Source organism: Pseudacidovorax sp. NFM-22 (genome assembly GCF_021401245.1).
Lineage (GTDB): Bacteria > Pseudomonadota > Gammaproteobacteria > Burkholderiales > Burkholderiaceae_C > Xenophilus.
Window position 1 is genome coordinate 246,383 of the sequence record NZ_JACBFY010000002.1, and the last position, 19,100, is coordinate 265,482.

Genomic DNA, 19,100 nt, shown 5'->3' on the forward strand with positions numbered 1-19,100 from the left:
CACTTTTTTGCACTGTAGCAGGAAACACCTGCCGCCAATCGACTGTTACGAGGTATTTTTTGTAATGGAATCAATGACTTAGAGCACAACTTTCCTGCGGCTTCAGCCCTCATTTCTCTTTGCTGATGAAGCACTTAGCTACCACAGTGGAAGTTCCGCGTTAGCTGGTGTAGGCCCAGGCCTGCATCAAAAGGCAACGGCCCGGGCGTCGCCACCCGGGCCGTCGAACTGTCAAGAGTCTTTCGCGCGCTCAGAGAATGAAACGCGACAGATCCTCGTCCTTGCTGAGCATGTCCAGCCGTGCATCCACATAGGCGGCATCGATGCTCACCGTCTGGCCCGAGAGCTTGGCCGCGTCGAAGCTCACCTCGTCCAGCAGCCGCTCCATCACGGTCGACAGGCGCCGCGCGCCGATGTTCTCGGTGCGCTCGTTCACTTCGAAGGCGATGGTCGCCAGCCGGGTGATGCCGTCCGGCGTGAAGGCCAGCGTGACGCCTTCGGTGGCCAGCAGCGCCTCGTACTGCTTGACCAGCGACGCGCGGGTCTGCGTGAGGATGCTCTCGAAATCCGCCACCGACAGCGACTGCAGCTCCACGCGGATCGGCAGCCGGCCCTGCAGCTCCGGGATCAGGTCGCTGGGCTTGGCCAGGTGGAAGGCGCCGCTGGCGATGAACAGGATGTGGTCGGTACGCACCACGCCGTACTTGGTGGTGACGGCCGTGCCCTCCACCAGCGGCAGCAGGTCGCGCTGCACGCCCTGGCGGGAGACGTCGGCACCCTGCGCCTCGCTGCGGGTGGCCACCTTGTCGATCTCGTCGATGAAGACGATGCCGTTCTGCTCGGCGTTGACCAGCGCCTGGGCACGGATCTCCTCCTCGTTGAGCAGCTTGCCGGCTTCTTCCTCGGTCAGCAGGCGCAGCGCCTCGGCGATCTTGAGCTTGCGCGTCTTGCGACGGCCCTGGCCCAGCTGGCTGAACATGCCGCGCAGCTGCTCGGCCATCTCCTCCATGCCGGCGGGGCCCATGATTTCCATCGCGGGCCGCGCCTCGGCCACCTCGATCTCGATCTCCTTGTCGTCCAGCTCCTTCTGGCGCAGCTTCTTGCGGAAGGCCTGGCGGGTGGCGTTTGCGCTGTCACTGGCCACTACGCGGCCTTCTGCATCCCGGGCGGCGGGCAGCAGTGCGTCGAGGATGCGCTCCTCGGCCGCGTCCTCGGCGCGCACCCGCACCTTGGCCACCTCGGCCTCCCGCGTGCGCTTGACCGAGACCTCGGCCAGGTCGCGGATGATCGAATCCACGTCCTTGCCCACGTAGCCCACCTCGGTGAACTTGGTGGCCTCGACCTTGATGAAGGGCGCGTCCGCCAGCCGGGCCAGCCGGCGGGCGATCTCCGTCTTGCCCACGCCGGTGGGGCCGATCATGAGGATGTTCTTGGGCGTGATCTCGGGCCGCAATTTCTCGTCGACCTGCTGGCGGCGCCAGCGGTTGCGCAGCGCGATCGCCACGGCCCGCTTGGCCTCCTTCTGGCCGACGATGTGGTTGTCCAGCTCGGACACGATTTCCTGGGGGGTCATGGCGGACATCGGGTTCCTATCCATTCAATGAAGCACGCGCCGCACACGGCACGGAAAAAGATGCGCCTTGGCGCGGTCAGACGGCCGCGGAGCAGGCCACGCCAGCGGCCGCCGCGGAACTGGCTTCGCCAGGCCGCCGGCGGCGCCCCCTCGCAGGGGGTTGGCGGAGCGCGAAGCGCGCAGCCTGGGGGTGGTCAAAGTGTTTCTATCGTGTGGTGCATGTTGGTGTAGATGCACAGCTGGCCGGAGATCTCCAGCGACTTGCGCACCACATCCTCGGCCGACAGATCGGTGTTCTCGACCAGCGCCTTGGCCGCCGAGTGGGCATAGGCGCCGCCCGATCCGATGGCCACGATGCCCTGCTCGGGCTCCAGCACATCGCCATTGCCGGTGATGATGAGCGAGGTGGTGCGGTCGGCCACCGCCAGCATCGCCTCCAGGCGCCGCAGCACGCGGTCGGTGCGCCAGTCCTTGGTCAGCTCGATGGCGGCGCGGGAGAGTTGGCCCTGGTGCTTCTCCAACTTGGCCTCGAAGCGCTCGAACAGCGTGAAGGCATCGGCCGTGGCACCCGCGAACCCGGCGATCACCTTGCCCTGGTAGAGCCGGCGTACCTTGCGCGCCGAACCCTTGAAGACGATGTTGCCCAGCGTCACCTGGCCGTCGCCGCCGATGGCGACCTGCTCGCCCTGCGGCGTGCTGCGGCGCACGCTGACGATGGTGGTTCCATGAAATTGTTCCATCGCAGCCACCTGGGGGCGTTCCGGGGCTGCACAAGGGCGGCGCGGGATTTTTTCTGTCGGCGCAGCCCTGGCCGCCGCTCCCAGGCCCAGGCCGTCAGCCCGCGCGGGGCACGACCACGGCGCAGCGATCCACGCCGGTCAGCCGCAGGAACTCGGCCAGCACCCCATGCACCGCCAGCAGCCGCAGGCCCGGCCGGGCACCCAGCCGGGCACGCAGGGCCTCGGCGGCCGCCAGGTCCATGCGCACGAGCGCGGCGCAGTCGATCTCGGGGCCGGCACCGGCCCGGTCGAGCGCCTCCTCGATACTGGACCAGGGCAGGCTGTCGGCCCCCGCGAGCTCGCCGGCCAGGAAGGCGCCCCGCGCCGCCGCCGGATCCAGCGCGGCACGGGTGCTGGACAGCCCCGCGTCGCCCATCTCCGCCACGGTGCCGCGCGGCGCCTGCCACGAGGGCGGCGTGATCTCGTAGGTGATGCAGTAGTTGAGGGCCACCAGCTCGAAGTCGTCCAGGCGATTGAGCAGGCGAAGGACGGCCAGGTGCAGGCTCCACCAGCCCGCGTCGACGCCGCGCTCACCCAACGGGGTGGCGGCAGCCAGCACCGCCAGCAAGTCATCGGTGCCCAGGAAACCCATCTGCACTGGCGAGAGCGCCCAGTGCGTGACCAGCGTCGTGAGCGGCTGCACGGCATCTGCCTCGATCTGGCCCAGGCCGCGCCAGTCCAGGCGCCAGACGCTGCCCTTCGCCCGCGACAGGGCCTGCGTGAGCGCCAGCAGCGCCGGGCGGTCCAATCGGGCGGGCGCCTGCCAGTCGGTCTCCGTGCGCGCATCCAGGCGTTGCGCCACCTCGCCCGTGCGCGCATCCCGCGCCAGCGTCCGCAGCGACACCCAGGCCGGTACCGGCAGGCCGAAGCGCTCGGCATAGGGGGCAGCCGCCTCGGCAAAGCGCTCCGCGTCGCCCGTGGCGCGGTAGAAGTCGAGCAGGGCGCGCCAGGTCTGGAGTTGGTCGGCAAAGGCGCTGCCGGGCACCAGGGCCTGCCGCAGCGCGCTTTCGGCGCCGGGGTCATCGCCCTGAGCGAAGCGGACGGCCGCTTCTTCGAGGGGCGTGTCGAAGGCCAGGCGCGGCGCCGCGGTGTACGCCGGCCGGTGCGTGGAGAAGGACGGCAGCAGCACTTCGGGCGCCGCAGGCGCCATGGCCTCACGCGGCGGCTGCAGATCGGTCGGCACGACCGGCGCGGTATCGGCATAGGCGCGCGCGTGGTGCTCGGCCAAAGAGGCATCCCCCGCAGGGGTGCCGGCCGGCACCGTGTCGGCGCCATCGGGGACGGTGGCGGCGGATTCGGAGGTCCACCACTGCTGAGACATCTGCGCCTCGATCTCGTCGATCTTGCGCAGCGTGAGCGCACGCCGGTCGGTCATGCGGTCGCTGGAGGGCAGCGACGAGGAGATGTTGCCGGGGTCTTCAGTGCCGCCGCGCTGACGCAGCTTGCGCAGCATGTCGAACTCGCGCCGGCGCACGAAGTCGTTGCGCTGCCGGCGCTCCATGAGCTCCTTGAGCGCCTCCCGGCTGTAGCCGAAGTCGGAGGCACCCGCGCCGGGCGTGCCTTCGAGCTCGGACCAGTCCTTGAGCGGGTTGCGCACGAACTTGGCGACCTTGGAGAACAGGCCTCCCGCGTCGTCCTTGGACATGCCCCGTGCTGCGAGAAAGTGGGTGAAGGCTGGCGTCGTTGCGGGCTGCGCAGGCCGGACCCGGCCCGGCCTGCCGTGCGAACTCAGTCGCCGAACATCTTCTGCTTGAGCTCGCGGCGCTGCTGCGCCTCGAGCGAGAGCGTGGCCGTCGGGCGGGCCAGCAGGCGGCCGACCCCGATGGGCTCGCCCGTCTCGTCGCAGTAGCCATAGTCGCCGGCGTCGATGCGGGCGATGGACTGCTCGATCTTCTTGAGCAGCTTGCGCTCACGGTCGCGGGTGCGCAGCTCCAGGGCGTGCTCTTCCTCGATGGTGGCGCGGTCGGCCGGATCGGGCACGACCACGGTGTCCTCGCGCAGGTGCTCGGTCGTCTCGCCGGCGTTGTCGAGGATGCCCTGCTTGAGCTGCTGCAGCTTGAGCTTGAAGAAGGCCAGCTGCGTGTCGTTCATGTACTCGCTGTCGGGCATCGCGATGACTTCGGCATCGGTCAGCTCCTCGACCGGCTTGGTCTTCCAGTTGTTCGCGAGCTTGGGGTCCTTCTTGACGGACAGGAGGGGCGGGGGAACGAGGGCCGTGGACATGGTCGTTGAGAAACTGGCCTTGGGTGCGGTGGAGGCCACCGCCTGAGGCATGGACGGAACGGTCAATTGCGACAACCGGGCCGAAGGACGCGCCCGCGGAGGCAGCGCATCGGGGGACGGCACTGCATCGACGGCGACCGGCGTCTTGGCATCGAGGCCGGCGCTGGCCGGGGCGGTTTTCTTCACGTGGCGGGCTCCTTCACTGGCTGCGGTCTTCCCTGCCTGACGGGCAGCGCCGAGGGTGGCGGACCGCAACAGGCGCGCGATTGTATAGAGAAAGCACCCTGCAAAAAGGTGACGGCGATCGGCCTAGCGCGAACGTCCTACACCAGGCATTGATCCAGACCCTGCTCCAGGATGTCGCGGGGCAGATCGATGCCGATGAACACCATCCGGCTCTCCCGCGCTTCGCCCTCGCCCCATTCGGGGCCGAGGTCGCTGCCCATGAGCTGGTGCACGCCCTGGAAGATCACCTTGCGCTGCGTGCCGTTCATGTCGAGCACGCCCTTGTAGCGCAGCATGCGCGGGCCGTAGATGTTGACGATGGCCCCCAGGAAGTCCTCCAGCCGCGCCGGGTCGAAGGGCCGCGTGGCGCGGTAGACGAAGCTCTTGACGTCGTCGTCCACGTGATGGTGGTGGCCGTGACCATGGTCGTGCTGGTGCGAGGGATGGTCGCAGTGCTCGCCATGCTCGTGGTCATGGTCGTGATGGTCATGCGCGTGGTCGTGGTCGTCCGCCTTCAGGAAGTCGGGATCGATGTCGAGCTTGGCATTGAGGTTGAAGCCGCGCAGGTCCAGCACCTTGGCGATGGCCACCTCGCCGAAGTGCGCTTTCTCGATGGGCGCGCGCGGGTTCATGTGCTTGAGGCGGTGGATCAGCGCCTCGGTGTCTTCCTCACTCACCAGGTCGGTCTTGGACAGGAAGATCTGGTCGGCGAAGCCCACCTGGCGGCGCGCCTCCTGGCGGTCGTTGAGCTGCTGCGCGGCATGCTTGGCGTCCACCAGCGTGACGATGGAGTCGAGCAGGTAGCTCTCGGCGATCTCGTCGTCCATGAAGAAGGTCTGGGCGACGGGGCCGGGGTCGGCCAGGCCGGTGGTCTCGATGATCACGCGGTCGAAGTCCAGCAGGCCCTTGCGACGCTTGGCGGCCAGCAGCTGCAGCGCCTCGCGCAGATCCTCGCGGATGGTGCAGCAGACGCAGCCGTTGCTCATCTGCACGATCTGCTCCTTCGACTCGGTGACCAGGATGTCGGAGTCGATGTTCTCCTCGCCGAACTCGTTCTCGATGACGGCGATCTTGTGGCCGTGCGACTCGGTCAGCACGCGCTTGAGCAGGGTGGTCTTGCCGGAGCCGAGGAAGCCGGTGAGGATGGTGGCGGGAATGAGGGCCATGGAAACGCTCCGGGAATGTCGGGGACGACGGTGGAAACGGGGAAGGGGCGAAAGTTTAGGCCGGCCGCAAAAACTCGGCCGGCCGGCGCTCTTTGCGGATGCGGCTACTTGCGCACCACCACCAGGCCCTTGAGGTACTCGCCCTCCGGGAATTGGATGGTCATGGGATGGTCGGGCGCCGCGCCCAGGCGCTCGGCGATGTAGCCGTCCACGCCGGCGTCGATGCCGGCCGAGGCCACGATCTTGTGGAACAGGTCGGCGCCGATACCGCCCGAGCACGAGAAGGTCAGCAGCACGCCGCCCGGCGGCAGCAACTTGAGGGCCAGCCGGTTGATGTCCTTGTAGGCGCGGGCGGCGCGGTCCGCATGCGCCACGGTGGGCGCAAACTTGGGCGGGTCGAGCACGATGGCGTCGAACTGCCGGCCCTCGTCGATGAAGCGGCGCAGCGTCTGGTTGACGTCGGCATCCAGGAACTGGGCGTTGGCCGCCTCGAAGCCGTTCAGCGCCAGGTGCGCCCGTGCCCGGTCCAGCGCCGGCTGCGAGGAATCGACCGACACCAGCTCGGCGCCCTGCAGCGCCCCGGCCGCCGCCAGCCCCTGCGCCGCGGCGACGGTGAACCCGCCGGTGTAGCAATAGCAGTTCAGCACGCGGGCGAAGCGCCGGTGCCGCGCCAGCTCCGAAAAACGCCGGCGACTGTCACGCTGGTCGAGGTAGAAGCCGGTCTTGTGGCCGGTGGCCACGTCCAGGCTCAGGCGCCAGCCGTGTTCCTGGATGGTGATCTCGGTCGGGCCTTCGCCGCGCAGCCAGCCGGTGACCGCAGGCAGCCCCTCGCGCTCGCGGCCGCTGGCGTCCGAGCGTTCGTAGAGCTTCGTCAGGCCGGTGGCGGCCAGCAGCGCATCGGCCAGCACCGCCTTCCAGCGCTCGACGCCGGCCGACAGGAACTGCGCCACCAGCGTGTCGCCGTAGCGGTCCACGATCAGCCCGGGCAGGCCGTCGGCCTCGCCATGCACCAGGCGCTGACCGTCGCTTGCAATGTCGAACAGCCCGCGCGCCTGCACGGCGGCCTGGCAGCGGGCGGCGAAGAAGGCGGCGTCGATGCGCTGGCCCTCGTCGAAGCTCCAGGCGCGGGCGCGGATCTTGGACGCCGGGCTGCAGGCTGCCCAGGCCAGGAAGCGGCCGTCGTGCGATTCGATGCGCACCGTCTCGCCCGCATCGCCGCCGCCCTTGGCGATGGCGGCGTCGAAGATCCAGGGATGGCGGCGCTGGAGCGAGCGCTCCTTGCCGGGCTTGAGGCGCAGGACTTTCATGGGGTGTCGGGTTTCTTGTCGTCGTCGCGGCCGGTGCGCGCATGCGCCCGCGGGTGCGCGGCGTCGTAGATCTTGGCCAGGTGCTGGAAATCCAGCCGCGTGTAGATCTGGGTGGTGGAAATGCTCGCGTGGCCCAGCAGCTCCTGCACAGCGCGCAGGTCGCCGCTGGATTGCAGCAGGTGGCTGGCGAAGGAATGGCGCAGCATGTGCGGATGCACGGGCGCTGCCACCCCGGCCTGGATGCCGCGCGCTCGCAGCATCTGCCAGACGGCCTGCGGGCCGAAGCGGCCGCCGCGCAGGCCGACGAAGAGCGCGGGCGAATCGACCGGCCGCAGCGCACGCTGCTCCAGCCAGGCGCCCACGGCCTGCACGGCCGGGCCGCCCATCGGCACACTGCGCCGCTTGCCGCCCTTGCCGAGCACATGCACCTCGGCCGAGGGCAGGTCGAGCCAGCCGCGCGCCTCGGCGGAAGGGTCGCGGTCCAGGCCAGTGAGCTCGCTCACGCGCAGGCCGCAGCCGTAGAGCAGTTCGACGATGGCGCGGTCGCGCGCCTCGGTCCAGGCATCGGCCTCGGGCTGCTGGTGCTCGGCCAGGCGCACGGCATCGTCCACGCCCAGCGCCTTCGGCAGCGGCCGCGGCGCCTTGGGCGCATGCACGTCCTGCACCGGGTTGCCCGGCACCAGGCCCTCGCGGCCCAGCCAGCGGTAGAAGCTGCGCCAGCACGACAGCACCAGCGCGATGCCGCGCGGCGCCCGTCCGGCGCCATGCAACTGGGCCATCCAGCGGCGGATGTGGGCGGTGGCCACGCGCTGCAGCGGCAGGCCGGCATCGGCCGCGCGCTGCAGCAGCTCGGCCAGGTGCAGCGCATACAGCTCGACGGTGCGCTCGGCGAGGCGCCGCTCCACCCGCACATGGGCGAGGTAGCGGTCGACCAGGGCGCGGTCGGCATCCGCGGTGGACGAAGGATCAGTAGTCACCACGGAGGGCATTGTTGACGACCGCCGCCACCTCGCGCAGCGACGCACGCGCGGCGCGGTCCCAGCGCCGGCAGGGCGCGGGGGCGGCGGCGTACTGCACGTCGAAGGCAGATTCGAAGCCACTGCCGCGCGCCAATTGGCGGGTACGCCAGAGGTGCGAGGGCTCGGTAACGACGATCACGCGCCGCACGCCGGCGGCTTCGAGCACAGGCCGCGAAAGCCGCAGGTTCTCGCGCGTCGACTGCGAGGCGGATTCGCGCAGCACCGGGCCGGTGTAGCCCGCCGCGCGGGCCAGGCCCTCCATGGCCTCGGCCTCGATGCGGCCGTCTTCATGGTCCACGCCGCCGCTCATGACCAGCCGCTTGACGCGGCCCGCCTGGGCCAGCGCCACCGCCGCATCGACGCGCGAGGCCAGGCAGGGGTTGGGCGCGCCGTCGATGAAGGCCCGGTTGCCCAGCACCAGCGCCGCGTCGGCATCGCGCGACGGCGGGTTGGCCAGCACGTGCGCGCCGTGCCGCGTCACCACGATGTGGATCGCCATGCCCGCCACCAGGCCCAGGACGGCAAGGACGAGCCCCACGCGTCGCCCTCCCCCGGCGCGAGCCGTGCGCCTCAAGGACGCAGGCGCGACAACGCGGCCGAAGCCAACTGGGCGATGCGCTCCAGGAAGTCGGTGCCCATCTCGGCGTTGTAGCGCTGCGGATCGGGCGAGGCCAGCACCAGCAGGCCGAAGGCCGGCGCGTCGGCGGCGGTGCGTAGCGGGATCAGCGCCAGCGACTGGGCCTGCTGCGGCTCGTTGAGCCAGGCCGTGGCCTCGAAGCCCGCGTTGAGGCCGATGTAGGGCGTGGTCAGCGAGGTGGCCAGGGCTTTCACGTCGTCGCTCACGCCCTGGCTGTAGCCCTCTGCGGCGTAGGCCGGGTCCAGGTCCCAGAGCTTGATGGCCGTCTGCGGCACCATGAACTGCTGGTGCAGACCCTTGATGATTTCCCAGGGCAGGCCGCGCAGGTCGCGCCAGGTGAGCAGCGACAGCGTCCAGCGCTGCAGCCGGTCGGCCGTGACCACGTTCTCGGTGCCGTGGCGCACCATGTCCATGATGCGGTGCTCCAGCGCCTTGATCTTCTCGCGCAGCATCTCGGCCTGGCGCTCCTGCAGGCTTACGGCACGCTGGCCGTGCGGGCTGGTCAGCTGCACCTCGGCCAGCAACTGGGCATGGCGCTCGAAGAAGTCGGGCGTGTTGGCCAGGTAGTTGGCGATGTCGTCTTCGGTGATGGGATTCATGGCGGCAGGCGGTCGGTGGATGCGGGCCGTCGGCGCCGCACCAAAAAAAGAAGAAAAAAGCGTCAGAGTTCGTCGGGCACGTCGATCTCGCCCGCGAAGACGGTGACGGCGGGGCCGGTCATGAGCACGGAGTCGGCCTCGCCGCCGGCCCATTCGATGGTGAGGATGCCGCCGCGGGTCTCGACGTCAACGCGGCGGTCCAACCGCCCGAGGCGGATGCCGGCCACCACCGCCGCGCAGGCGCCGGTGCCGCAGGCCAGCGTCTCGCCCGCGCCGCGCTCGAACACGCGCAGGCGCACGTGCGTGCGGTCCACCACCTGCAGGAAGCCGGCGTTGACCCGCTGCGGAAAGCGCGGATGGTGCTCGATGCGCGGGCCCTGCTCGGCCACCGGCGCGGTCTCGACGTCGTCGACCAGTTGCACGGCATGCGGGTTGCCCATGGAGAGCACGGCCACCGGCACGATGGGCCCGTCCGCCTCGGCGGAGAGCGCCAGGTGCCAGGTGTGCCAGCCGCCGTCGGGCTGCGGGTCGAGGCCCGCGGTGTCGAAGGGCACGCGCGCGGGCTCGAAGACCGGCGGGCCCATGTCGACGGTGACGCGGCCGTCGGCTGTCATGCGCGGCGCGATCACGCCCGACAGCGTCTGCACGCGCACCACGTCCTTGTCGGTCAGACCGCGCTCGCGCACGAAACGCATGAAGCAGCGCGCGCCGTTGCCGCATTGCTCGACTTCGCCGCCATCGGCGTTGTGGATGACGTACTGGAAGTCCACGCCCGCGGCGGGCGAGGGCCGCACGCTGAGGATCTGGTCGGCGCCGACGCCGAAATGGCGGTCGGCCAGGAATCGGTACTGGCCGGGCGTCAGGCCGAGGGGGCCGGCGGTCTCGTCGAGCACGACGAAGTCGTTGCCCGCGCCCTGCATCTTGGTGAAGCGGATTCGCATCGGCGGATTATCGGCGGCGGCCCGAGGCGGGCACGGCCCGCGCAGCGCGCAGGGACATCGACAGCGACGCCAGCGATCGGCCTCAGCCGCCGGGAAGTCCGGCCAGCACTTCGCCGTCACGCGCGACGATCTGCCCGCCCGCCACCACCAGCCGGCGCGGCGGCTGGGCCACGACCGCCTCGGCCGCCGTCTCGGCCTCGACGAGCACCAGGTCGGCCCGGGAGCCTGGTGCCAACCCGTAGGCCGCGAAGCCGCAGGCCCGCGCGCCGGCAGTGGTGACGCACGCCAGCGCCTCATCGATCTCGTCGTCGCGGCGCAGGTTGTAGCGCAGGCCGATCTGCATGGCGCGCGCCAGCATGTCGGGGCGGCCGTAGGGCGTCCAGGTGTCGCGGATGCCGTCGTTGCCGCCGGCCACCGTCACGCCGGCGGCGCGGGCGGCCAGCAGCGGCGGCACGGACCGCGAGGGCGGCGCGCTGGTGATGAGGGCCACGTCCAGTTCGGCCAGGCGCGCCAGCAGGGCCTGCACGTCGGCCGCGGGCAGATCGCCCAGGCAGAAGGCATGGCTCACCGCGACGCGGCCCTGCATGCCCAGCGCGGCGGTGCGCTCCAGGATCAGCCCGAGCGAGAAGGCGCCCATGGCGCCCGGCTCGTGCAGGTGGATGTCCAGCGGCTTGCCATGGCGCTCGGCCAGGCCGAAGAGCACATCGAGCGAACGCACCGGGTCGCCGTCGATGGCGCAGGGGTCCAGGCCGCCCAGCACATCGGCGCCCTCGGCCAGTGCGGCGCCCAGCAGCTCGGCGGTGCCGGGTCGCCCGAGCAGGCCGGACTGCGGAAAGGCCACGGTCTGGATCTGCAGCCAGGGCGCGAGCGCCGCGGCGGTGCGCTGCACGCCCGCCAGGTGGCGCAGGCCGGCCTGGGTGTCGATGTCCACATGGCTGCGCAGCCGCGTGGTGCCGGCGGCCAGGAAGGCGCGCGCCAACCGCATCGACTGCGTGGCGGCGTCGTGGCCGCTGGCGGCGCGGAATTCGCGCTCGTTTTCGATGCGGTCGATCAGCCGGTGGCCCACCGCGTTGCGGTACCAGGGCAGGCCCCAGAGCGTCTTGTCGAGGTGGGTGTGCGACTCCACCAGGCCCGGCAGCAGCAGGGCGTTGCCGCCCTCTTCTTCCGGCGTGCCGGCGGGTGGGGCGAGTTCAGGGCCGATCGCGGCGATCCGTCCCGCCTGCACCAGCACATCGATTGCAGCGCCCCCCATCGGCCGCACGCAGCGCAGCAACCAGGGCGCGTCCGTGGCGCGGGTCAGATCCATCCGGCTCTCCTCGGGGCCCGTCGGCCGGGGCCGGCGGCAGCCGGGCGCGCCGCCCGGCTTCGGGGCAAAGCGGCCATCATGCCATCGCGCCGACAAGGCCGCGACGACGGGCATGCGCGCATCGACCGCGCTGCTGATAATGCGGCGATGCCCCGGCTCTCCCAGCAACTCCATCCCCCACGCGAACCGGCCCCTGCACGGGCGGCCGCCACCGTGCTGCTGTTGCGCGACACCGAGCTGGGCATGGAGGTGCTGATGACCCGGCGCTCCGCCACGGCCAGCTTCGCCCCTGGCGCCTACGTCTTCCCCGGCGGTCGCGTGGACGAGGAGGACACCGACACCCGCCGCATCGCCCTGCGCCGCCGCACCCAGCCCCGGGTGCAACTCACCCACGCCATCGCCGCGGTGCGCGAGGCCTTCGAGGAACTGGGCGTGCTGCTGGCCGAGCATGCCGATGGCCGCCCCGTGAGCGCCGCCGAGGTCGCCGCTATGGACCGCAGCACGCCGCCGGCGGTGCCCTTCGCGCAGCAGTGCGCGCAGCGCGGCCTGCGGCTGGCCACCGACCGCGTGTTCGCCTTCGCGCACTGGATCACCGACCGCGACCTGCCCAAGCGCTTCGACGTGCTCTTCCTGGTGGCCCGCATGCCGCCCGGCCAGACGCCGCAGGCCGACGAGTCCGAGCAATTCGAGCCCAGCTGGGTTCGCCCGGCCGACGCGCTGGAGCGCCATGCCGCCGGCCGCTTCGACATCATCTTTCCCACCATCCGCACGCTGCAGCGGCTGGCCACCTTTCCCAACGTGCATGCGGTGCTCGAAGCCTGCGCTGGCGAGCGTCCGCTGTGGAGCAGCTGCCCGCGCGCCGGCCTGCTCAAGGGCGAGGAAGCGCGCTACATGGAGCACGAGTCGCCGTACGGCGAGTTGGCCCTGGTCTGCCCCGACGGCCAGATCGGCCATGCGCTCGACTGGCAGCACGAGGCCCCCGTGCCGCTGCTGCACAACGTGCAGCGCCTCACAGCGCCCAACGGCAGCGTGATGACCGGCCCCGGCACCAACAGCTACCTCGTGGGCAACCGGGACAGCGGCTACATCGTGATCGACCCGGGCCCGAACGACTTCGACCACATCGGCCGGCTCTGGCGCGCCACCCAGGGCGACATCCGCGCCATCGTCTGCACTCACTCGCACGCGGACCATTCGCCTGGCGCGCTGCCGCTGCAGGCGCTGTGCGAGAAGCGCCCGCCCATCCTGGGCCTGCCCTCGGCGCCCACCGCCCGGCCCACCGCGCGCTTCACGCCCGACCGCGCCCTGGCGGACGGCGAGAGCCTCAAGCTCGAAGGCGGCCCGGCCGACGACGGCAGCGGCCAGCGCATTGCACACACGCTGCGCGTCCTGCACACGCCCGGGCATGCGGCCAACCACCTCTGCGTGGTGCTGGAGGAGGACGGCCTGCTCTTCTCGGGCGACCACATCCTCAACGGCAGCACCACCGTCATCGATCCGCCGGACGGCAACATGAGCGACTACCTCGAGTCGCTGGACCGGCTGGACGAAGCCTGCGCGGCCTTCCACGTCGAGCACATCCTGCCGGCCCACGGCTACGTGCTGGGCGCGGCCCGCACCGCCATCGCCCGGCTCAAGGCCCACCGGCTGCAGCGCGAGGCGAAGATCGCCGCCGCCATGCGCAAGAAGCCCAGCGGCACGCCGCAGGACTGGCTGGAGATGGCCTACGCCGACACGCCGCGCCACCTGTGGCCGGTGGCCGCGCGCTCGCTGGAGGCGCACATCGAGCGCATCCTGGTGCGCGCCTCCGAGCCGGCGCCGCAGCCCTCCAGCTTCGCACCCGAATGAACAACCCGCCCGATCGCCCACCGCGCGTGCGCGCCGCGCGCCGGCCGGACGATGCGCCGCCACGCAGGGACGCAGCCCGCAGCGCGGCCGCTTCCGCCCCCCCGGCCCCCGAAGACGGCGAGCGCCTGGCCAAGCGCGTGGCGGCCCTGCGCGGCTGCTCGCGGCGCGATGCCGAAATGCTGATCGCCCAGGGCGCCGTGCGCGTGGATGGCCAGCCGGCCGTGGCGCCGCAGCAGCGCGTCACGCCGGGCCAGCAGGTGGAGGTCGACGAGCGCGCGCAGCCGCGTGCCCTGCCTCCCGCCACTTTGCTGTGGCACAAGCCCGCGGGCGTGCCGGCCGATGCCCAGGACTGGGCCGTCGACCAACGCGTCGATGCCCATCCGCAGGCGCCCACGGCGCCGGGCCTCTTCATGCAGCAGCACTGCGCCGCCGCGCTGGGCGATGCGGCCAGCGGCCTGGTCGTCCACACGCAGGTGCGCGGCGTCTGGCGCCGGCTGGTGGACGAGGCGGGGTTGGTGGAGCACGAGTTCCTGGCCGAGGTGCAGGGCGAGCCGCAGCCAGCGCAACTGGCGGCGCTGCGCCCCGCCGCCGCCAGCCTTGCGCGCCAGGGTGGCGGCACCACAGGACTGCGGCTGGTGATCGCCGGTGCCGATGCCCACCGCGTCGCCGAGTTGTGCGACCGCGCGGGGCTGCGGCTGGTCGGCCTGCGCCGGCTGCGCATCGGCCGCGTGCCGCTGGCAGGACTGGCACCGGGACAGTGGCGGCTGCTGCGGGCCAGCGAGCGCTTCTAGCGCGCCCCACGGCCGCCACAAAGACGAAACGCCAGCAAGCTGGCGTTTCGTGGGGGTGTAAGTTGTGAAGCGCGCCGATACGCCGGATTCTGTGCACCGCGGTTGCCCGCGGTGTGACCGCCATCTGTCTGGGCCGCCGGTCACCCGGACGGCTCGATGCTACCTACCCGTGAACTCAGCGGGCCGCCTCGACGTTCACCTACTTGGTATTGCTGCGCGCAGAGATTGCCCGTTTCACCCGAACTGAATCGGCTCGTCTCTGTTGCTCTGATCCTCACCTCGCGATGGGGAGCCGTTAGCTCCTGCGCTGCCCTGTGCAGTCCGGACGTTCCTCCAGTGCCGCCTTTCGGCGATTGCACCAGCGGCGGTCTGGCGTGCTTCACGGGCGCGATTATCCGTGATCGCCGCCGCGGGAAAGCCGCCGACACAGGCGCGCGGCCGAATCTCGCCACAATGGCCGGTTCCATTCCTGTCCGCCCGAACCTTCCAAGGAGATGACGACGCCATGAAAGCCAGCAGCATCCTCGACACCATCGGCCGCACGCCGCACGTGCGCATCAACAAGCTCTTCGGCAATGCCACGCAGCAGGTGTGGATCAAGTCCGAGCGCGGCAATCCGGGCGGCTCCATCAAGGACCGCATCGCCCTGGCCATGATCGAAGACGCCGAGAAGTCCGGCGCCCTCAAGCCCGGCGCCACCATCATCGAGCCCACCTCCGGCAACACCGGCGTCGGCCTGGCCATGGTGGCGGCCGTCAAGGGCTACAAGCTGGTGCTGGTGATGCCCGAGAGCATGTCCATCGAGCGCCGCCGCCTGATGCTGGCCTACGGCGCCAGCTTCGACCTGACGCCCAAGGAAAAGGGCATGAAGGGCGCCATCGCCCGCGCCGAGGAACTGGTGGCCAGCACGCCCGGCGCCTGGATGCCGCAGCAGTTCAACAACCCGGCCAACGTCGACGTGCACGTGCGCACCACGGCCGAGGAGATCGCGGCCGACTTCCCCGACGGCATCGACGCGATCATCACCGGCGTGGGCACCGGCGGCCACATCACCGGCTGCGCGCAGGTGCTCAAGAAGAAGTGGCCCAAGCTCAAGGTCTTCGCCGTCGAGCCGGTGGCCTCGCCGGTGCTGTCCGGCGGCAGCCCGGCACCGCACCCGATCCAGGGCATCGGCGCCGGCTTCGTGCCGCAGATCATGAAGACCGACCTGCTCGACGGCATCATCCAGGTCGACGCCGAGCCGGCGCGCGAGATGGCCCGCCGCTGCGCCCGCGAGGAAGGCATGCTGGTCGGCATCTCCTCCGGCGCCACGCTGGCGGCCATCGCCCAGAAGCTGCCCGAGTTGCCGGCCGACGCGGTGGTGCTGGGCTTCAACTACGACACCGGCGAGCGCTACCTGTCGGTGGAAGGCTTCCTGCCGGCCTGAGCAGGTGCGTGCGCAGCGCCGCTGGGTGCGCTGCGCGGCCCCCAGCCTCCGCAGGCGTCAGTCCAGCGGTTCGCGACGGGCGAAACGCACCACGGTCACGCCGGCCCGCGCCTGCCGGGTGGAAGGCATGACCAGCACGCAGTCGTCGTAGGGCGTGGTCACCGGTTCGCCGTCGTTGTCCCCGATCACCGTGCCGGTGCGCGGAACCAGCGGCAGGCCGGCAAAGTCCTCGGAGAAGCGAAAGCGCTCGCTGCGGGCCACCACCGCACCGGTGACATGCAAGGCCCACTGCCTCGGGGCATCGGGCTGGCGCCAACCGGCCAACAGGCCATCGGCTGCCGCGCGCGGCAGCGTGCCGGCCACGTCCAGGAAGCGCACGCACTGGTCGCGCGCCACCCTCAGGCTCGCCGGATCGACATGGAACCCGCATTCGACGAGCAGCGAGCGGGTGCCGGGCTGCTGCGCATCGGAGGCGCCGAATCGGCCGAAGTCGCGCATGCGCACGCCGTCCTGGTGTCCCGCGTCCACCACCACGTGCGCCGGGGCACGCATCTGCCGGACCAGGGCGAGATTGCGCGGCTGCAGGCCGACCAGGGCCAGCGCCGGCCCCGGCTCGTGCATGGAATGCAGATCGAGCAGCCAGTCCGCGGCTTCGACGAACGGCCGCAACGCCGCGGCCCGCCGGCGCTCCCGGGAGCGCCCGTCGGCTAGGCGCTCCACCGTCCACTGGCGGTTCATGTCCTCGTCGACGAAGCGGGAGGCGTCATGCCGGTGCGCGTCGAACAGGTCGAAGGCCTCCAGGTTGCACCAGGCCAGCGTGAGCCCGCCGCGCACCGGTCGCACGCCCGCCTGGAGCAGACCCAGCACGGCCCAGGCGCCGCACAGTTCGTTGCCATGCACCAGGGCACTGACCATGACGCGCGGCCCTGGCAGCCCGGATTCGAAGTGCCAGACGCCCTCGACGCCGGTATTGCCGGCACGCCAGGCAGCGATGTCGGGCGGAGACAGTGGGGTTGAAGCGGGGCTCATTCGCGGATCTTCGCGAAGTCGACGATCCGCTGGTATTTGGCGGTTTCGGCGTCCAGGAAGGTGGGCATGTCCACGGCCACCGGCGTGATCGAGGAGCCGCTGTCCTCCAGCTTCTTGCGCAGTTCCGGCGCCTTCAGGGCCTCGGCCAGGGCCGACCGCAGGCGCGCGGCGACGGGTGCGGGCAGCTGCGGCGGCGCCATCAACGCGAACCAGACGCCGATGTCGATGTTCTTAAGGGCCGCATGGTCGGCCAGCGGGGCAATGTCGGGGGCGACGGCAGACCGGTCTTTCTGCGTCAGGCCCAGGGCCACGACCTTGCCGCTGCGGATCTGCGGCAGGCCGCTGGACAGCACGAAGACGCCGAGATCGAGCGAACCGCCGATCAGGTCGGTGGTCAGGGGCCCCACCCCGCGATAGGGAATGTGCGTCATGAACAGCCCGGCCTGCTGCTTGAGCATCTCGCCGGCCAGATGGAGCGCCGTGCCGACGCCCGAGCTGCCATAGCTGTAATGGCCGGGGCGTGCCCGGACGGCCTGCAGCAACTGGTCGACGCTGCGGATGCCGCTGGCGGTCGAAGCCACCAGCACCATCGGCTGCGACGCCACCAGGCCGATCGGCGTGAAGTCCCGCGGCGTGTATTTGACTGCGGGCGAGACGAGCCGGGCGATCGCGATCTCGTTGTTCGCGCCCAGCAGCAGCGTGTAGCCATCGGGCGCGGCCCGGACGACCTTCTGCGCACCGATGGTGCCCCCGGCACCGCCCAGGTTCTCGACGACGACGGGGACGCCGAGCACCTTGCCCAGCTGGTCCGCGACCGCCCGGCCGGTCAGGTCCGTGCTGCCGCCGGGCGGATACCCGACCACCAGGGTGATGGGCCGGCTGGGATAGGGATCCGTCTGCGCCCGTGCGGCCGGCAGCAGGAGCGCGGCGAGAAGGGCGGGCAGCATGAGCGCCCGAAGTCGGCGAAGGGGTGGCATGGTGTCTCCTGTCTTGTTTCCGAGAACCCGGATTCTTCTGCCGGCCCGCCCGTCGGCCGTGCCCGATCGGCACGACCTCGTGCCTTCTGCGCGCTCGATGCAGCGAAGGCAGGCCGCTCAGACAGGCACGACGGCCTCCCAAAGCCGCTCCGCCACGGGCGACAGGCGGCGCTTGTCGCGGACCATGCGCACCTCGAACCCGATTTCCATCGCCTTGCCCCCCAGCGGCACGATCTTCTTCTCCTGGCAGGCCCCCACCGCGAGCGACCAGGGCAGCCATGCCACGCCCAGGCCCTTGCGCACGTACTCCAGCAAGGCATCGGCCGAGTCGGCCTCGAGGATCTGCCTCAGCCGGGGTGCCTGCGCATGATTGGCCAAGTGGTCGGACACGAGGTGGCCCAGCGCCAGCGTGCCGGCATATGCCAGAAAGGGCGCCGGTCGACTGCCGTCCAGGCGAAACAGGGGCTGGCCGCTGGCCTGTGCGCGCGACACCGCCACCAGCCGGTCGTGCGCCACCGTGTGCTGGAGGTGCTGGGCGGGCCGCAGGCGCAAGGCGATCAGCGGATGGTGGTAGCTCAGCATGAAGTCGATCTCGCCCTGCTCCAACCGATGCAGCGCATCGGCCATCGAACCGGTGCGCACATGGACCATCGCCTCGGCCGTCAGCCCCCGCACCCGCCACAGCCAGTCGGCAGCGATGGTGCGCGCCAGCGTGCGTCCGGTTCCCAGCGTGAACACCGGCTGCCCGTGGCTCGTGCCGCTGCGCAGCTCGCGTTGTGCCGCGGCCAGGCCGTCCACCGTCTGCCTGGCATGATGCAGAAGCCGCTCCCCGGCCGCCGTCAGCGTCACCGGCGAACCTCCACGCGCCACGAGCGGTGCGCCCGCCCACCGCTCCAGTTCACGGATCCGGCGTCCGAAGGCCGGGTGCGTGACATGCCGCAACTCGGCCGCACGCGTGAAGCTGCGTGTCTGCGCCAACGCGACCAGATCCTCCAGCCATTTGATCTGCATCCTTTGCTCCTTGCCGCTCCAGGCGTCGATGAAGTGGACGGGGCCGCCATCATCCCTTGATCGACGACCGGAGCGCACGCCGCTCAACGTCGCGAGCGGAGCCCCGCGCGCTGCCTTGCGTACGATGTGCGCCCCCGCTGTCGCGGCGGGACGGTCGCCGGCGCATCGACCCGTTCGAGCGGCTGCACGACACAGCCCTCGCACCTCGGCGACAATCGCGCCCTTCACCGCCCTCTGCCCGAT

At 71.0% G+C, this 19,100-nt stretch carries 17 protein-coding genes and 1 other RNA gene; 3 read left to right on the forward strand and 15 right to left on the reverse strand.

Annotation, left to right across the window (positions count from 1 at the left end; translation table 11 throughout):
- Nucleotides 1-250: 250 nt before the first annotated feature.
- From hslU to L0984_RS06905, 11 genes are all read right to left on the reverse strand, one after another.
- Entirely contained in the window at nt 251-1,582 is a 1,332-nt protein-coding gene (gene hslU, locus L0984_RS06855; RefSeq protein ID WP_234193001.1) for an ATP-dependent protease ATPase subunit HslU, read from the reverse strand.
- 185 nt (nt 1,583-1,767) lie between these two features.
- Entirely contained in the window at nt 1,768-2,313 is a 546-nt protein-coding gene (gene hslV, locus L0984_RS06860) for an ATP-dependent protease subunit HslV (protein ID WP_234193002.1), read from the reverse strand.
- Nucleotides 2,314-2,407: 94 nt separating this feature from the next.
- Nucleotides 2,408-3,997: a hypothetical protein gene (locus L0984_RS06865; RefSeq protein WP_234193003.1), complete on the reverse strand. Its 1,590-nt coding sequence runs from the start codon at nt 3,995-3,997 to the stop codon at nt 2,408-2,410.
- 83 nt (nt 3,998-4,080) lie between these two features.
- The gene (gene dksA / locus L0984_RS06870) at nt 4,081-4,698 is read right to left on the reverse strand and encodes an RNA polymerase-binding protein DksA (protein ID WP_043117155.1); all 618 of its coding nucleotides are present in this window, start codon (nt 4,696-4,698) and stop codon (nt 4,081-4,083) included.
- 200 nt (nt 4,699-4,898) lie between these two features.
- Nucleotides 4,899-5,966 (reverse strand): CobW family GTP-binding protein, encoded by a 1,068-nt coding sequence (locus tag L0984_RS06875; protein ID WP_234193004.1) that lies wholly within the window; start codon nt 5,964-5,966, stop codon nt 4,899-4,901.
- Between the two features lie 104 nt (nt 5,967-6,070).
- Nucleotides 6,071-7,273, reverse strand: coding sequence for a class I SAM-dependent rRNA methyltransferase (locus L0984_RS06880; RefSeq protein WP_234193005.1), 1,203 nt, complete (start codon nt 7,271-7,273; stop codon nt 6,071-6,073).
- Nucleotides 7,270-8,262, reverse strand: a complete 993-nt coding sequence (locus L0984_RS06885; RefSeq protein ID WP_234193006.1) for a tyrosine recombinase XerC — start codon at nt 8,260-8,262, stop codon at nt 7,270-7,272. The genes L0984_RS06880 and L0984_RS06885 overlap by 4 nt, the downstream gene beginning before the upstream one ends.
- Nucleotides 8,240-8,830, reverse strand: a complete 591-nt coding sequence (locus L0984_RS06890) for a YdcF family protein (protein ID WP_234193007.1) — start codon at nt 8,828-8,830, stop codon at nt 8,240-8,242. Before L0984_RS06890 ends, L0984_RS06885 begins: the two co-directional genes overlap by 23 nt.
- A 32-nt stretch (nt 8,831-8,862) precedes the next feature.
- Nucleotides 8,863-9,528: a DUF484 family protein gene (locus L0984_RS06895; RefSeq protein WP_234193008.1), complete on the reverse strand. Its 666-nt coding sequence runs from the start codon at nt 9,526-9,528 to the stop codon at nt 8,863-8,865.
- Nucleotides 9,529-9,590: 62 nt separating this feature from the next.
- Nucleotides 9,591-10,469, reverse strand: a complete 879-nt coding sequence (dapF, locus tag L0984_RS06900; RefSeq protein WP_234193009.1) for a diaminopimelate epimerase — start codon at nt 10,467-10,469, stop codon at nt 9,591-9,593.
- Between the two features lie 82 nt (nt 10,470-10,551).
- On the reverse strand, nt 10,552-11,775 hold the full coding sequence (locus L0984_RS06905) for an amidohydrolase family protein (RefSeq protein WP_234193010.1): 1,224 nt from the start codon (nt 11,773-11,775) through the stop codon (nt 10,552-10,554).
- A 147-nt stretch (nt 11,776-11,922) separates the two neighbouring features.
- On the opposite strand from L0984_RS06905, the gene L0984_RS06910 reads away from it, so the two are divergent.
- Both L0984_RS06910 and L0984_RS06915 read left to right on the forward strand, forming a co-directional pair.
- A complete protein-coding gene (locus L0984_RS06910; RefSeq protein ID WP_234193011.1) occupies nt 11,923-13,623 on the forward strand; it encodes an MBL fold metallo-hydrolase in 1,701 nt (566 codons plus the stop codon).
- Complete coding sequence (locus L0984_RS06915) at nt 13,620-14,414, forward strand: S4 domain-containing protein (RefSeq protein ID WP_234193012.1); 795 nt, start codon at nt 13,620-13,622, stop codon at nt 14,412-14,414. Before L0984_RS06910 ends, L0984_RS06915 begins: the two co-directional genes overlap by 4 nt.
- A gap of 62 nt (nt 14,415-14,476) precedes the next feature.
- Here L0984_RS06915 and rnpB read toward each other — a convergent pair.
- An RNA gene (gene rnpB, locus L0984_RS06920) (RNase P RNA component class A) lies at nt 14,477-14,795 on the reverse strand.
- Nucleotides 14,796-14,919: 124 nt separating this feature from the next.
- On the opposite strand from rnpB, the gene cysK reads away from it, so the two are divergent.
- Nucleotides 14,920-15,840: a cysteine synthase A gene (gene cysK / locus L0984_RS06925; RefSeq protein WP_234193013.1), complete on the forward strand. Its 921-nt coding sequence runs from the start codon at nt 14,920-14,922 to the stop codon at nt 15,838-15,840.
- A 57-nt stretch (nt 15,841-15,897) separates the two neighbouring features.
- Here cysK and L0984_RS06930 read toward each other — a convergent pair whose 3' ends face one another.
- The 3 genes from L0984_RS06930 to L0984_RS06940 form a co-directional block, all read right to left on the reverse strand.
- The gene (locus L0984_RS06930) at nt 15,898-16,869 is read right to left on the reverse strand and encodes a succinylglutamate desuccinylase/aspartoacylase domain-containing protein (RefSeq protein ID WP_234193014.1); all 972 of its coding nucleotides are present in this window, start codon (nt 16,867-16,869) and stop codon (nt 15,898-15,900) included.
- Complete coding sequence (locus L0984_RS06935) at nt 16,866-17,846, reverse strand: Bug family tripartite tricarboxylate transporter substrate binding protein (protein WP_234193015.1); 981 nt, start codon at nt 17,844-17,846, stop codon at nt 16,866-16,868. Before L0984_RS06935 ends, L0984_RS06930 begins: the two co-directional genes overlap by 4 nt.
- A 117-nt stretch (nt 17,847-17,963) precedes the next feature.
- Nucleotides 17,964-18,857, reverse strand: coding sequence for a LysR family transcriptional regulator (locus L0984_RS06940; protein ID WP_234193708.1), 894 nt, complete (start codon nt 18,855-18,857; stop codon nt 17,964-17,966).
- Between the last annotated feature and the right edge of the window lie 243 nt (nt 18,858-19,100).

Bases quoted from the DNA above. Each gene is read 5' to 3' on its own strand.
- L0984_RS06865 (WP_234193003.1), bottom strand. From the start codon at position 3,997: ATGTCCAAGGACGACGCGGGAGGCCTGTTCTCCAAGGTCGCCAAGTTC.
- L0984_RS06935 (WP_234193015.1), bottom strand. From the start codon at position 17,846: ATGCCACCCCTTCGCCGACTTCGGGCGCTCATGCTGCCCGCCCTTCTC.
- L0984_RS06905 (WP_234193010.1), bottom strand. From the start codon at position 11,775: ATGGATCTGACCCGCGCCACGGACGCGCCCTGGTTGCTGCGCTGCGTG.
- L0984_RS06895 (WP_234193008.1), bottom strand. From the start codon at position 9,528: ATGAATCCCATCACCGAAGACGACATCGCCAACTACCTGGCCAACACG.
- hslV (WP_234193002.1), bottom strand. From the start codon at position 2,313: ATGGAACAATTTCATGGAACCACCATCGTCAGCGTGCGCCGCAGCACG.
- L0984_RS06940 (WP_234193708.1), bottom strand. From the start codon at position 18,857: ATGCAGATCAAATGGCTGGAGGATCTGGTCGCGTTGGCGCAGACACGC.
- L0984_RS06880 (WP_234193005.1), bottom strand. From the start codon at position 7,273: ATGAAAGTCCTGCGCCTCAAGCCCGGCAAGGAGCGCTCGCTCCAGCGC.
- L0984_RS06875 (WP_234193004.1), bottom strand. From the start codon at position 5,966: ATGGCCCTCATTCCCGCCACCATCCTCACCGGCTTCCTCGGCTCCGGC.
- L0984_RS06930 (WP_234193014.1), bottom strand. From the start codon at position 16,869: ATGAGCCCCGCTTCAACCCCACTGTCTCCGCCCGACATCGCTGCCTGG.
- L0984_RS06910 (WP_234193011.1), top strand. From the start codon at position 11,923: ATGCCCCGGCTCTCCCAGCAACTCCATCCCCCACGCGAACCGGCCCCT.
- dapF (WP_234193009.1), bottom strand. From the start codon at position 10,469: ATGCGAATCCGCTTCACCAAGATGCAGGGCGCGGGCAACGACTTCGTC.
- cysK (WP_234193013.1), top strand. From the start codon at position 14,920: ATGAAAGCCAGCAGCATCCTCGACACCATCGGCCGCACGCCGCACGTG.
- hslU (WP_234193001.1), bottom strand. From the start codon at position 1,582: ATGTCCGCCATGACCCCCCAGGAAATCGTGTCCGAGCTGGACAACCAC.
- L0984_RS06915 (WP_234193012.1), top strand. From the start codon at position 13,620: ATGAACAACCCGCCCGATCGCCCACCGCGCGTGCGCGCCGCGCGCCGG.
- L0984_RS06885 (WP_234193006.1), bottom strand. From the start codon at position 8,262: ATGCCCTCCGTGGTGACTACTGATCCTTCGTCCACCGCGGATGCCGAC.